Annotated in this window: 12 protein-coding genes; 8 read left to right on the top strand and 4 right to left on the bottom strand. The window is 62.1% G+C overall.

The features are described 5' to 3' along the window. The first annotated feature begins 74 nt into the window (after positions 1-74). The 5 genes from GA0061103_RS33655 to repC (GA0061103_RS33635) all read left to right on the top strand — a co-directional run bounded on the left by GA0061103_RS33655 (position 75) and on the right by repC (GA0061103_RS33635) (position 6355). Positions 75-1166, top strand: coding sequence for a hypothetical protein (locus tag GA0061103_RS33655; RefSeq protein WP_092720175.1), 1092 nt, complete (start codon positions 75-77; stop codon positions 1164-1166). 8 nt (positions 1167-1174) lie between these two features. Further along, a complete protein-coding gene (locus tag GA0061103_RS33650) occupies positions 1175-2344 on the top strand; it encodes a site-specific integrase (RefSeq protein WP_092720172.1) in 1170 nt (389 codons plus the stop codon). 328 nt (positions 2345-2672) lie between these two features. Beyond that, positions 2673-3875 carry a plasmid partitioning protein RepA gene (gene repA / locus GA0061103_RS33645; protein ID WP_092720170.1) on the top strand — a complete coding sequence of 401 codons (1203 nt, stop codon included), beginning with the start codon at positions 2673-2675 and terminating at the stop codon, positions 3873-3875. Between the two features lie 2 nt (positions 3876-3877). Next, positions 3878-4897, top strand: coding sequence for a plasmid partitioning protein RepB (gene repB / locus GA0061103_RS33640; protein WP_092720168.1), 1020 nt, complete (start codon positions 3878-3880; stop codon positions 4895-4897). Positions 4898-5119: 222 nt separating this feature from the next. Beyond that, positions 5120-6355 carry a plasmid replication protein RepC gene (repC, locus tag GA0061103_RS33635; protein ID WP_092720166.1) on the top strand — a complete coding sequence of 412 codons (1236 nt, stop codon included), beginning with the start codon at positions 5120-5122 and terminating at the stop codon, positions 6353-6355. 33 nt (positions 6356-6388) lie between these two features. On the opposite strand, the gene GA0061103_RS33630 is transcribed toward repC (GA0061103_RS33635), so the two are convergent. Beyond that, positions 6389-6775 carry a helix-turn-helix domain-containing protein gene (locus tag GA0061103_RS33630; protein ID WP_245304956.1) on the bottom strand — a complete coding sequence of 129 codons (387 nt, stop codon included), beginning with the start codon at positions 6773-6775 and terminating at the stop codon, positions 6389-6391. A gap of 89 nt (positions 6776-6864) precedes the next feature. Then, complete coding sequence (locus GA0061103_RS33625) at positions 6865-7173, bottom strand: helix-turn-helix domain-containing protein (protein ID WP_092720162.1); 309 nt, start codon at positions 7171-7173, stop codon at positions 6865-6867. 309 nt (positions 7174-7482) lie between these two features. On the opposite strand from GA0061103_RS33625, the gene repC (GA0061103_RS33620) reads away from it, so the two are divergent. Then, complete coding sequence (gene repC / locus GA0061103_RS33620) at positions 7483-8667, top strand: plasmid replication protein RepC (RefSeq protein WP_092720159.1); 1185 nt, start codon at positions 7483-7485, stop codon at positions 8665-8667. Here the strand turns inward: repC (GA0061103_RS33620) and GA0061103_RS33615 are convergent, their stop codons facing one another. After that, on the bottom strand, positions 8668-9090 hold the full coding sequence (locus GA0061103_RS33615) for a hypothetical protein (RefSeq protein ID WP_092720156.1): 423 nt from the start codon (positions 9088-9090) through the stop codon (positions 8668-8670). Next, positions 9087-9794 carry a ParA family protein gene (locus tag GA0061103_RS33610; RefSeq protein WP_092720154.1) on the bottom strand — a complete coding sequence of 236 codons (708 nt, stop codon included), beginning with the start codon at positions 9792-9794 and terminating at the stop codon, positions 9087-9089. Before GA0061103_RS33610 ends, GA0061103_RS33615 begins: the two co-directional genes overlap by 4 nt. A gap of 501 nt (positions 9795-10295) precedes the next feature. Between GA0061103_RS33610 and GA0061103_RS33605 the strand changes: the two genes are divergently transcribed. Next, the gene (locus tag GA0061103_RS33605) at positions 10296-10724 is read left to right on the top strand and encodes a hypothetical protein (RefSeq protein WP_092720152.1); all 429 of its coding nucleotides are present in this window, start codon (positions 10296-10298) and stop codon (positions 10722-10724) included. Then, on the top strand, positions 10721-13057 hold the full coding sequence (locus GA0061103_RS33600) for a relaxase/mobilization nuclease domain-containing protein (RefSeq protein ID WP_092720150.1): 2337 nt from the start codon (positions 10721-10723) through the stop codon (positions 13055-13057). The genes GA0061103_RS33605 and GA0061103_RS33600 overlap by 4 nt, the downstream gene beginning before the upstream one ends. The last annotated feature ends 17 nt before the right edge of the window (positions 13058-13074 follow it).

Genomic DNA, 13074 nt, shown 5'->3' with positions numbered 1-13074 from the left:
CCAAAATAGCGATTTTCGGGAAAACTTCAAGCGCAGCCACGGTCGTCGGCCGATTGGGCAAAACAGGATCCGCAATGACGCCGACCGCTATCCGCCTGCCAGATGTGGCCTCGCTCGAGACGCTGCTCGCCAGTCTCGACCCGACTTCGGCGGACGAAGAAATCATCCCTGCGCTAACTGCAGCTTTTCCCGATTTCGAGTTCCGCTTCGCCCAGCTCGATGACGATTATTGGCGCGATACGCGCTCGGTCTATCGGGCGGACGGGACCCGCCTCGGCGAGCTGCGGCCTTGGATGGAAGCCGAGCTTGCCAAGGACGCCGGCGACGTCAAAGCGGTCTGGACGCGCTTGCGAGAGACTGATCTGGCGATCACGGAGTGGCGCGGCACCAACGCGTTCGTCTTCGCGCCGACCGGCCCCGCCACCACCGACTACATCCAGATTGCGCTTGGTCGCAAGATCGAGTGGCTCGCGGGTCCGATTGTCAATCGGGACTACCGACCCTGGAGCGAACACGAGCTACTCGATCCAAGTTGGCCGCGGCGCGATCCCCTTCCCGATTCAAGCCGCCTTGCGGGCCCGATCTATCGCTTGCTCGATCGGACCAGCGGCGCTTTCGTCCATGTCCGCAGTTTCCTCGATCGGTGTGGCCGTGTGGAGCGCGAGAAGCGAGAGACGAAGCGGCAAGAGATTGAGCGGCGGGTCGTGCGCGAAGTTGGGCCCGATGGAACGCGCGAGATCCCCTTTCTCGACATAGTGCCGGACTACTTCGAGTTTGTTCCGCGCGAGTTGCGGTTCTTCCGCGACTGGGAGCACTCAAGCGCACGATCGCACCGTGTCTTCGAACACTGGGCGCTTGACGTGCGCGACTATACCTATCAGGGCGATCGCGAGGTCGGGTTCATCCCGCGGCCACTGAAAATGCCTCGCGAGCGTCTGGTGATGACACCGGAGACGTCTGTGCATCAACTGATGGATCGGATCGAAGCGATCGATCGCGACGTCGCTTTGCCCTTTGGTTGGTTTTTTCTGATGACGCATGGCCAGTGGGTGGAGCCCGATGTCGGCCACGCCATCGCGGAAGGTCTCAAGGCGCAGCGTGTCCGCCTGCCCGATTCCGACGCAGCTGTTGTGCTGCGTTGGGCTGAGCGGACCTACGGCTTCTGAGGGGCGGCATGGACGACATCGACAAAAGCCCATCGCTCGACGCAGAGTCCCGACGCGCGCTTCAGCTCGACACCCTCGCGGCAATCCTTCCGATGGAACGGCGCGACCGGCTCGCACAGCTTCTCACAGACGATGACGTCCAGACACTGAAGCATCTCGCGCGTGAGGGCATGGGCGAGAACAGCCTGCGGGCACTCGCGTCCGACTTGGCCTATCTCGAAGGCTGGGCAGCGGCTGCCACGGGAAAGCCTTTGCCTTGGCCGGCGACGGAAGCCCTCGCGTTGAAGTTCGTCGCCCATCACCTTTGGGACCCGACGCAACGTGAAAGCGATCTTCGGCATGGCATGCCGGCGGACATCGCTGCGTGTCTTCACGAGGAAGGCTTGCTGCGGACTGACGGACCGCACGCGCCGAACACCGTCAAACGACGCCTCGCAAGCTGGAGCACCTTGCACCGCTGGAAGGGCATGGAGGGTCCGTTTGGCGCACCGACGGTGCGCGCGGCGGTGCGACTCGCGGTCCGGGCCACGCCGCGCCCGCGCCGGCGAAAGAGCAAACGCGCAGTGACGCGAGACATCCTTGATCGGTTGTTAATGACGTGCTCGACGGACCGGCTCGTCGACACGCGCGACATCGCGATCCTGCTTTTGGCATTCGCCTCGGGCGGCCGTCGTCGGAGCGAGGTCGCCCGGCTTCGGGTCGACCAATTGACCGACGAGCCGGGCGTACCGCTCGATCCTCGTGACCCCGATTCGCCAATCCTGCCCTGCGTCTCGATCCAGCTCGGTCGCACGAAGACCGGTAACGCTGATGACGGGGGCAGGGTGTACCTCGTCGGCCCACCTGTCGATGCGCTTCGGGAATGGCTCAAGCGCGCGGATATCCGGAAGGGGCCAATCTTTCGGGCGATCGACCGTTGGGAAGCACTGGAAGACCGAGCACTCACACCTCAATCGATCAATCTCATCGTCAAGCGACGTTGTGCCATGGCCGAGCTCGATCCCAAGGATTTTGCGGCGCATGGTTTGCGAGCGGGGTATCTCACCGAAGCCGCTCGACAGGGGATCGCCCTGCAGGAGGCAATGCAGCAGTCACAGCATCGGTCGATTCAGCAGGCCGCGAGCTACTATAATGAGGCTGAGCGGGCGCAGGGCAGGGCGGCCCGTTTGGGCATTTGACGATTCTCTAGCGTTGAGTTGTCAGCGTACAACTACTGAGCCATGATCTATCGCGGCGTGCGATTCGGGTTTGTCGCCCGCCGCTCGCCCGATTAGGCGAGGGTCGCCTGCCGATGCTTGGGCGCTTCAGTTGTACGCGTACAACTCGGTAGCGTGTCCAGCTATATTCAGACTCGCCGCTCTCTAAACCGTTTTCGGGCGCGAATACCCTGGGCGTTAACTTCTCGTTAACTTAAAATCGCTTGCGACAACACGAGAATCGGGCATAACTCTGCATCAACACATTTTGGGCTGTTCTGCTCAAAAAACCGCAGATGCAGAGAAAACGATGCCCGCGACCCAAAAAGAGAATGAAAGTTTTCAAGATCTCCGATCATTGATTCACGCCGACGCGGCGGAGCTATCGATGCGACTGCGCGCACGCCAGGTCGCTGATTTTCCGCCCGAGGCACAGAAGACGTTGCGGAGATTTTCCCCAGCCGAAGCCGCGCGGTTCATCGGAATTGCCGAAGGGTATCTGCGGCAGCTCGCGTCTGAGGGGAGGGGACCCGAACCTCTGCCAAACGGTCGCCGGCTCTATTCGATCGAAGATATCGAGCAGCTGCGCCAGTTCCTTGACGGATCTGGCAAGGGTGCGCGCCGCTACACCCCGCATCGGCGCGACGGCGAGGCGCTACAGGTTATTTCAGTGATGAACTTCAAGGGTGGCAGCGGCAAGACCACGACTGCGGCCCATCTCGCTGAATACCTGGCATTCCGTGGCTATCGCGTCCTCGCGATCGACCTTGATCCTCAAGCGAGCATGTCAGCACTTTTCGGACTGCAGCCGGAACTCGACGTCGCAGACAACGACACGCTCTATGGCGCGATCCGCTATGACGACGAACGCCGAGAGATGGCCGAAATCGTCCGCGGGACCTATATTCCCACGCTCCATCTGATCCCCGGCCAACTCGAACTGATGGAGTTCGAACATGAGACGCCGAAGGCATTGATGGACCGTGCGGGGCGCGAGACGATGTTCTTCTCGCGTATCGGTGAGGCTCTCGCTGAGGTAAGCGATGCTTACGACATCGTCGTTATCGACTGCCCGCCTCAGCTTGGTTTTCTAACGCTCTCGGCGCTCTGCGCGGCCACGGCAGTCCTCATCACCGTCCATCCGCAGATGCTCGACGTGATGTCGATGTCGCAGTTCCTGAACATGACAGCGGGCCTTCTCGATGTCGTCGCGAACGCGGGCGCTGCGACCCAGTACGACTGGATGCGCTATCTCGTCACCCGATATGAGCCGAGCGACGGCCCCCAGACGAAACTAGTCGGTTGGATGCGCTCGATCCTCGACGAGCGCGTCTTGACCCATCCCATGGTGAAGAGCACTGCAATCGCCGACGCCGGCTTGACCAAGCATACGCTCTATGAGGTCGATCGGCAGCAGTTCAATCGACAGACCTACGACCGTGCGGTCGAATCGCTCGATCTCGTCAACGGCGAGATCGAGGCCTTGATCAAGCAAGTCTGGAAAAGGACCTGACGATGGCGCGCAAGATCAGCTTCGACTTGCCCGAGAACGAAGAGCGCTCTGTACAAGACTTGCCGGCGCCGGTTAGCGCCAGCAAGGTAAGGCCGCTCCTTGGTCTCGACCGCGGTGTGAAACAACCGGGTGCGCTCGGGGCTATCTCTCAGAGCCTCGGCGATATGTCGGAGAAGGTCAAGCGCGCCGACGAATTGGAGAAGCGACTGGTCGAAGGGCAGACCATCGTCAGTCTCGCTCCATCTCTCATCGACGATTCGTTCGTCCCAGACCGCATGGAAGCCAGCGCCGCCGACGAGGCTGCGTTCCGGGAACTTATTCGCGAACACGGGCAAAACACTCCGATCCTCGTGCGGCCGCATCCCGATCATCCGGATCGCTTTCAGGTCGCCTTCGGTCACCGACGCCTTCGCGCCGCGCGCTCGCTCGGCATTGATGTGCGCGCTGTCGTGCGCCCGCTGTCCGACGAGGAGCTCGTCGTCGCGCAGGGCCAGGAGAACAGCGGCAGAACCGATCTGACCTTCATCGAGCGCGCACGCTTCGCGGCGCGCCTCGAGGATAGGAAGTTCTCTCGCGAGACCATCATGGCCGCACTTAATGTCGACAAGGCGGCGCTCTCGCGGCTCATTGCGATCGCGACCCGGGTGCCGACCGAGGTGATCGATGCGATCGGCGCCGCGCCGAGCTTCGGACGCGTCCGCTGGCAGGAATTGAGCGACCTGCTCGACCGTGATGAAAATCGCCGCCGCGCGATCGCGCACGTCAAAGCCCCCGGCTTCTCGGATCTCGAGAGCGACAAGCGCTTCGAATCGCTCGCCGCCGCGCTTCGCGATGTAACGTCCAGAGCACGGGCCGAAACGTGGTCCGCGAGCGACGGAACCCATGCCGCGAAGGTCATGCGCAGCGGTAAGAAGGTGACGCTGATGTTCGACGATCGCATTGCGCCGCAATTCGGCGACTTCGTCCGCGATAGGCTTCAAAGCCTGTACGACGAATACAAGGCGGTCGATCGAGACCGCTAATCAAACTTGCCCAGCCGGAATGAGCCGGCTGGACCGAGCAACCTGACCGAACAGGAGAAGCGACGGCAAAAGAAAAGGCCCCCGAAACGTCCCCGTCCCGGAAGCCCTCTCATCTCTTTGGCGATTGATAGAGAATCACTTCCGCGAATCGCAGTCAAGTGTCTCATGCGAGACGGCGTCATTTTGGCGAGCAATTTTCCTTTGCCTGCATGAGGCAAAGACATGGAACCGTATCAATCAACGTCGCCCTTTGGGCGGCGATCGCTGACGCTTGCCCATGTGGCAACGCAGATCGCCGTCTCCTCCCGGCCGCCGGAAAAGGTCGTCCACAAATGGCAGATCTTCAAGACGATCTGCACTGCGCGAACGCGCATCGGCGTATCCGAGCGATCGCTTTCGGTACTCAACGCCCTCCTGACGTTTCACCCCGAAACGGCGCTGAGCGGTGATGAGGATCTGATCGTCTTTCCGTCGAACGAGCAGCTTGCTTTGAGGGCGCACGGAATGCCGGCATCGACCTTGCGACGCCACCTGGCCGCTTTGGTCGACGCAGGTCTCATCATTCGCCGTGATAGCCCAAACGGCAAGCGCTACGCCCGAAAGGGCAGGGGCGGCGAGATCGAGCTCGCTTTCGGTTTCGAGCTTTCCCCGCTCGTCGTACGCGCCGAAGAATTCGAATCCCTGGCAGCGGAGATCGAGGCCGATGCTCGCGCGCTGAGGCTCGTTCGTGAGCGCATCACGATCTGCCGGCGCGACATCGCCAAAATGATCACGACAGGGATCGAGGAGGACGTGCCCACCCGAAGGGGAGGGCAGGGGCCTGCTGACTGGGACGAGGTTCATCGAGGCTTCCGCGCGATCATCGACGCAATTCCACGTACCGCGACTTGCGCGGAACTCGAACCGATTGCGGATACCCTCTCGCAACTGGCTGATGACATCCTCAATCTGTTGAGATCTCACATTAAAACAGAGAATCTAAGCGCCAATGAGTCCCATTCCGGGCGTCACATACAGAATTCAAATCCAGATCCCTTTATTGAACTTGAACCTGGCCTTCGAAAAGGCGGGGAGGCGAGGGCGGAGCCAGAACAACAAGCGCCGAGGATGCCGGAAGGGTCTTATCCACTTGGGATGGTGCTGCAGGCCTGCCCCGAGATCGCCGATTATGCCAAGGGCGGGATTGCGAACTGGCGCGACTTCCTGGCGACCGCCGCGGTGGTTCGGCCGATGCTCGGGATCAGTCCCAGCGCCTGGGAGGAGGCGCAGCACGTGATGGGTGAGGTTCAGGCGGCGGTCGTTCTGGCCTGCATCCTCGAGCGAAGTGCGACGATCAATTCCGCTGGCGGCTATTTGCGAGGTTTGACCGCCAGGGCGGCGGCCGGCGAGTTCTCGCTCGGCCCAATTCTGATGGCGCAAATCAACTCGAAGCTTCGCGATCAGAAGCGCCGGGCGTGATGCGCGCTCGGGCTCCCATGGAGGTAGAACCGATCAAATCGGTAGCTTTTTGGATCGAGACTGGCGCGCGACCGCTCGATCGGCGCGGTTCTTCTTTGCGATCGCGGATGCGAGCTCATCGTAGTCGACGCCGTTCTTTTGCAGTGCGCGTTTGGCGTCGGAGACCTCGAATCCGAGGAGCTCGAACACTGTCATGTTCAGGCTCGAGGCGATCTTTTCCATTGTTCTCAGGGTCGGATTCCCGATCCCTCGCAGGATCGTATAGTAGGTCCCACGCGCGAGGCCGGTTTTCGGCAGGAACGCCTCCATTCCGCCGTTCTCCACCTCAAGCTGCTGCAGTCGAATGGCGAGCATTTCGTTGAGGATCGAATGGTCGACAGGTTGGGGTTTGCGAACCGGGGGCATGTTTTCCTGGGCCAAAGAGTAACAATAGCGTGATCATAGCACGTTTCCGAGATCTAGTATATTGGACGTTGGTCCGTTCGCCACCCCCAAGTGGTTGAGCGGACTCATTTCTGCTCGCCCGGCGATTCCGACTGATCGTCCAAAGGTGAGACCGCGGAAGGTGGCGGAAACAATGCTGATGGGTGGACGCCGACACGCTCGGCGATGAGCTCGACCGTGTCGAGACTGGGGTTTCCAGCGTCGCTCATCAGGTGAAAATAGCTCGACCGGGGAATGCCAAGCCGATCGGCGAAAGCGCGACGACTTAGGCCAGTTTCGCGCCGCAACGCCTCCAGACGCGTTTGAAATGCGCGCAAGAGCGAGTGTTCACCCGAAATCCGTTCGGCTCGCGATGTCCTCGTATTGCTCAACATCCTTCATCTCCAAGCTGCGAATAGAAGACGCAACAGGCCATGGATCGAAACGAGCGCGCTCCATGGACGACTCGTCAACATTCAATATAATGTACGGATTCGATTCAACGAGGAGAAGAGAGCCCAGACAAAGAAAAACCCGGCAAAGCCGGGTCTCTCAAGAGGGTAAGCGGTCGGGCGACGGGAATCGCCTGCGACGCCAACAACTGATGACGGCATCATAGATCGCAGCACCCGACAGTTCAAGAGACGTGCGCTTTCGCGCCACGGATTTTCTTTGCCCGCGCTCTTCGAACGAAGAGGTTGCGAATGCAGGAGCTTGCCCAGATTTCATGTAGTCCGTTCGGAAGCAGGCCGCTCTCGTCCGGTATGCTCAAGACCAATGCGCTCGTGCGCGACTGCGCGCCTGGCACACAAGTGCGGAAGTGGAGTGTCTTCCGCGACATCAGCGCCGCAAGACCCGCGCTCGGAATACCAGACCGCGCGCTCATCGTTCTCAACGCGCTCCTGAGCTTTCACCCAGAGGCCACGCTGACTGCCGGCGCGCCCGATGTCGTGGTTTTTCCGTCGAACCGACACCTTTCACTGCGTTCGCATGGAATGGCGGCATCGACGCTTCGGCGGCATCTGGCCGCGCTTGTCGATCATGGCCTGATTCTGAGGCGAGATAGCCCGAACGGAAAACGCTTCGCGCGAAAGTCGGCCGACGGCGAGGTCGAGGTTTGCTATGGGTTCGATCTTGGACCGATCGTCGCGCGGGCGGCGGAATTTAATCGAATCGCGCGGGCGATCGAGGAGCAGGCGCGGCTCCTTCGGAACCTTCGGCAGCGCTTTACCGTCCTGCGCCGTGACATCGTGAAAATGATCGCCGCCGGCGTCGAGGCGAGCATCGCCATAGACTGGGCGGCTCTGCACGCAAAGTACCAGGCGATCGTCGCGCGCGTCCCGCGCACCCCGACGAAAGAAGCGCTCGATCCGATCGTCATCGAGCTCCAGGATCTTGCCGATCACGTCCTCGGGGTTCTGGATTCGCATCTGGGCGAGCCCGCGGTCGCGGCGCCAGATGGCGTGGACGTGGATGCGAGCGCGTCACCTCGATCGCTCACGCTTCACCCGGCGCCCTCGACCGACCCGGATCGCAACAGCTGGACGGACCGGCAGGAGGCTGTCCCGCTACGGGTCGTCCTCGACGCATGCCCGGATATCATCGACTATGCGCGCGGCAAGATCACCTCGTATCGCGCGCTGTTGACGACGGCCGCACTCGTTCGGCCTTTGCTGGGCATCAGCGCGAGTGCCTGGGAGGAAGCGGGACAGATCATGGGTGAGCCGCAGGCGGCGATCATCGTTGCGGCAATCCTACAACGCGGCGTCGCCATCAAGAACCCCGGAGGCTATTTGCGCAATCTCACGCGGCGCGCGGGCGCCGGGCAGTTTTCGGTCTGGCCGATGCTGATGGCGTTGTCTGCCGCCCGGCTGAAAAAGGCGACGTGATCAATCCTCGGGCGGCGGCGGCAATCGGCCGAGCCGCTTAAGACCGTCGAAGAGGATCTTGTCGACGATCCGCAGTGGGTGGGTCCGCTGCTCGGCGGCCATTTGACGAACGACGAGATCGATGGGATCGGGCAGCCGCAGGGCATACGGGCGCGAGGACGAGCGTTCCCCGTATGGTTCGAACGGATTGTGATCGCGCCCGCGCGATTTCGCTTCGCGTTGTCTCTCCCCGGAAAGTTCTTTCTTGCTGCGCATTGCGGCCGGCGCTGCCGTTAAGGCGGGGGAGTCATCATAGGTCGGGGTGACGACGACGGGTGCCGCCGCAGATGAGCCATGCGGGGCGGCACCGGTTCGTTGCGAGCGGAATGTGTCCCGGGGCAGCGCAGGGCGGGTCGCAGGAGACGCGGGATCGTGATCGCTCATGCTTCTGCAGCCGTCTGTTCCTGCGTCGGATTTTGACTAGCGGCCAGCAGTTCGCGCACCACCTGGTCGGCATTGTACCGGGCCTTGCGGACCGACTCGTCCTTGTCGCTCATCTGGTAGAGCGTTCCATGCCCGCTGGTCATGGTCCGGAAGGTCACCCGACGATAAAGCGCGTTCGAGCAGACCGGCACTCGCTCGGCGTCGAGATAGGCGACGACCTCGCGTAGCGGTCGGGTGTTTCGGTCGAGGCTGTCATATTCATTGAACAGGACACGGTGCTGACTCATCGGGAGTCCCGACGCCGTCGCGTGCTGCTCGAGGCTGCGGATCGTGCGGACCACTTGCGAGGCGTCGAACGTGTGCACCTTGCACGGCAAGACCACGAGGTCGGCTTGAAGCGCGGCCTGAACCAGCACGTCGCCGTAGTAGCCCGGCGTGTCGATCACGACGACATCGTAGGACTGCAACTTGTCGACCGCGGCGATTAACGCTCTCTCATCCGGCGCGCGGACCAGGTCGACCCCCTGCGGGCTTACTCCCCTGGCGACGCTTGAGGCGTGCCACTGATAGGACGATCCCTGCGGATCGGCATCGATGATCGCGGCCGAGTACCCGTGCTTGGCGAACTCGCCGGCGAGGATGATGGCGACGGTGGTCTTTCCGCTCCCGCCCTTGGGATTGGCGACTGCGAAGATGCTTGGCATGGCCCCTCCTGATTCCTGTCGTCGCCAAACATACAATATAATAGATATTAGACAATGCCGCATTACTTCCTTCCGGTGGTGTGGCATAACGGCATCGCGTCAATGCGTGGTTCCGGCTTTGCGGAAATGTCGCAATCACGCGATACGGTTATTCGGCGTTGTGGCATAGCGGCAAGTCGCGAATGCTGTATTGGTGAGTTACGGCTCTATGGAATTGCGATATTGCGTGAAAACCGCAGTGCGGTGTCGCCGGTATCGGTTAAGCCTGGTCTGGAGCATCTTGTGGGGTGCTGTGGCGGTCGGTTCCGTGTTGTCTTTTCAGGTACAGTATAATAGATATTAGTTGACAAGATACCGGTTTGTGGGCCAAACCGGGGACGGCAGCTGGACGCAGCCGAGGGGCGCTCACGCGCCTTCGTGGTCATCGCGACGATGCCCACGCCAGAGCTCGAGCCGTGTGGCCGCCGAGCCTCGCAAACGGGAAAAGAAAGGGGAGCGCCGATGGCCCGCTCCGTGAAGACGCCGCGACGTAAGCCCAGGCTTCGGACAGAGCTGTCCGAGCTCGATGAGCAGCGCCTTCAAGAAGCCGTCGTTCTGTTCGGTTTGCCCAAGGCCGAGGTTGTGCGCCGCTTGATCCGCGCCTCGGTTCAGGCCGGTCCCGCGCTCTCGGCCGAAAACACGCGCGCCATCGTCGAACTCGCGGGCCAGGTCCGCATAGTCGGGCGCAACCTCTCGCAAGTTCTCAAGGCGATTCACCGCGGTCAGGCAGTGCGGATCGAGGACACAGAGCCGGTGTGGCGCGGATTGCATGAAATCGTGTCGGCGATCAATGACGAGCTCACCGAGATGACGGTTGCCTATGGATCGAAGTTGAGGCGCGAGGCGAAGCTTAGGTTGCCGGCCGAGCTCGCGGAAAGCGGGTCGGTATGAGTCGCGCCACGCAGATCGCCTGGTGGGTCGAGCAGGTCGAGGCAGCCCGACGCGCCGTCGACGATGCGGGCCACATACGCCGGCGCCCATCATCGGGTTTCGATGACGAGGTGCGGGCTCGCCGCGGTCGGGTCGCACCACTTTCAAAAGCGCCGACCGCTCAAGAGATTATTCGAGGGACGACGATCACCGGCGGCCGAGATGAGGAGCGACTGAGGTTTTTGCCAACCGCGTCGGGCGGCGGAGGAGGCGGTGGAAGTGCCTCAGTAACGTCGGCTTCGAAGTCCGACCAGATCGCCGGGGGCGGTCATGGCGGAGGAGGAGGGAGCGGAGGCGGGCAAGGCGGAGCCGTCGGACGGGCGCGCCAGCTTGCGGCCGGTTACCAACCTGCCGTGATAAAGGTCGTGTCCTATGCCCGCGGGGTGGCGCGAGCGACCGCGACCGGCCAGTATGTGCAGCGTGAGGACGTCGCGCTCGAGACGCATGACGGCCGGATCCTCGCCGATCGTGCGGCGGTCGCCGACGAGATCAAGGCCTGGTCGAACAACTTCGCCAAGCGAGCGGAAAGCCATGACGTCGGCGCCGTGCGCTTGTCCCTGAAGGGTGTCCCCGACACACCCGAGGGCAGGGCAACCTATGAAAAGGCCATCGCCGCGGGATTTGAAGGTCACCGATATGCATATCGCCTCGATCTGACGCAGAAGGGTGAGCTCGAGGCGCGCATAGTTACTGCGATGGCCGGACCGGGAAAGGAGCGTTTCCGGGTTCGAGAGGAGAGCGTCGGAGAGGAGGGCAGGGGCTTCACTCAGAAGCGGCTCGATTTGGCGTCCGAAGCCCGCGCGAAAGAGCGGATGGTGGCTGCGGCCGGCTTAGTACCCGAGGCAATCGGCATAATTCCGGGAGCCACGAGCCATGGTCGAGACGGCGTGACGTATCGACTCAACAAGCTGATCGAGAAAGGACCGGCTATCGACGATCGGGGCAGAACAATCGCTAACGTCGCCGAAACCCGCACCGCAGCGCGCGAATGGGGACCGACGCTCAGGTCGCAATCTTCGCGCGACACCATGCACTTGATCGTGTCTGCCAAGGCGGGCACCGACGTGGAAGCTCTCACTCGAGCTGCCCGTGCATTCCTGCACGATCGGTTTGCGGACCACAAGTTTATGTTCGGGATCCACACCGATAAGGAGGCCGACGGCCATATTCATGTTCACGCTGTCGTAGCTGTCAAAAGCGAGTCCGGACAAAAGCTCCATCCGGGCCGAGAGACCTTCAGCGAATGGCGCCAGGTCTACGCCCAGCATGCACAGGCGGAAGGCCTCAAGATAGTCGCGACATCCGCGCGCGAGCGTGCATCGTCGCAAAGCTACGGGCCGAAGGATAAGGCGATTGTCGACGCGGCGGATCGGCCGCGTCCGACACGCGAGGCGCGCGATCGTGCCTATGCCGCGGATCCCGCCAATCGACGGCTCATCGACAATGCGCGCCACCGGATCGCGGTCGCGCGGGCAAATCCAATTCGCCTTCCCGTGACGGTGCGGGACCTAAAGGTCGTCAACGAGGGGGTTCAAGTGTGGCGGGCGGTTGCGACCGAGCAGCCGGCGAACCGGCAGGCAACAGACATGCTCGAACGCTTGTTGATGGCCCAGACCGTTGGCTCGATCGTGCAGACGATTGGGAAACGCGTGGAGCAGCTAACGAAGGAGAACCCGACCATGGCAGTGACATCGGAGCAGATGGCAAAGGACCTGCGCCTGATGAACGAAGCTGTGTCGCGCACAAGCGACCTGCTTGATAGCGAGACGAAACAGCAGTTTCGTGAGGCATCGTCCCGATATCTCGAAACGCTCGCGAACCGCATCGATCTGCAGCGAGCGTCCGAGCATGGGGTTCAACAAATGACCCGCGCTGAGGTCGAGGCGATCGCCGGTGCCAATGCCGACCGGCTCATCGAGAGGGCGAGCGGAATACAGCGGCGTGAAGAGCGCGAAGCAGCCGACGCCGCGAGATTGGCAGATCGCGCCATCGCCGCCGAACGTCGAGAGGAAGCCACGGCCGGAATCGATCCGACCTCCCAGCGGGAGCTTCGTGCCGAGCGGTCGATCGTTGCCGGTGCGCAAAAATCGGCTGCGCAGGAGGCGCGGGAAGCTGCCGCAGCGCGCGAGGCAGCCGCTTCGCTGGCGCAGCACCCGGCGGATCGCTTGTCGCCGGCGCTGATCCAGACTGACGCGCTGGCGCGGCTCAGAGCCGAGCAGGAGCAGATCATCCGCGAGATCGAGGCAAGTGAAGGCGCGCAGGGTCAGTCGGCAAGGCCACAGCGGATGATCTAACGGAAACGCCCAGCTAC

It is taken from the genome of Martinezella multihospitum, from assembly GCF_900094585.1.
Taxonomy (GTDB): domain Bacteria; phylum Pseudomonadota; class Alphaproteobacteria; order Rhizobiales; family Rhizobiaceae; genus Rhizobium; species Rhizobium multihospitium.
Note: the sequence above shows the minus strand (reverse complement) of the source record. Positions and strands in the feature narration are given on the sequence as shown.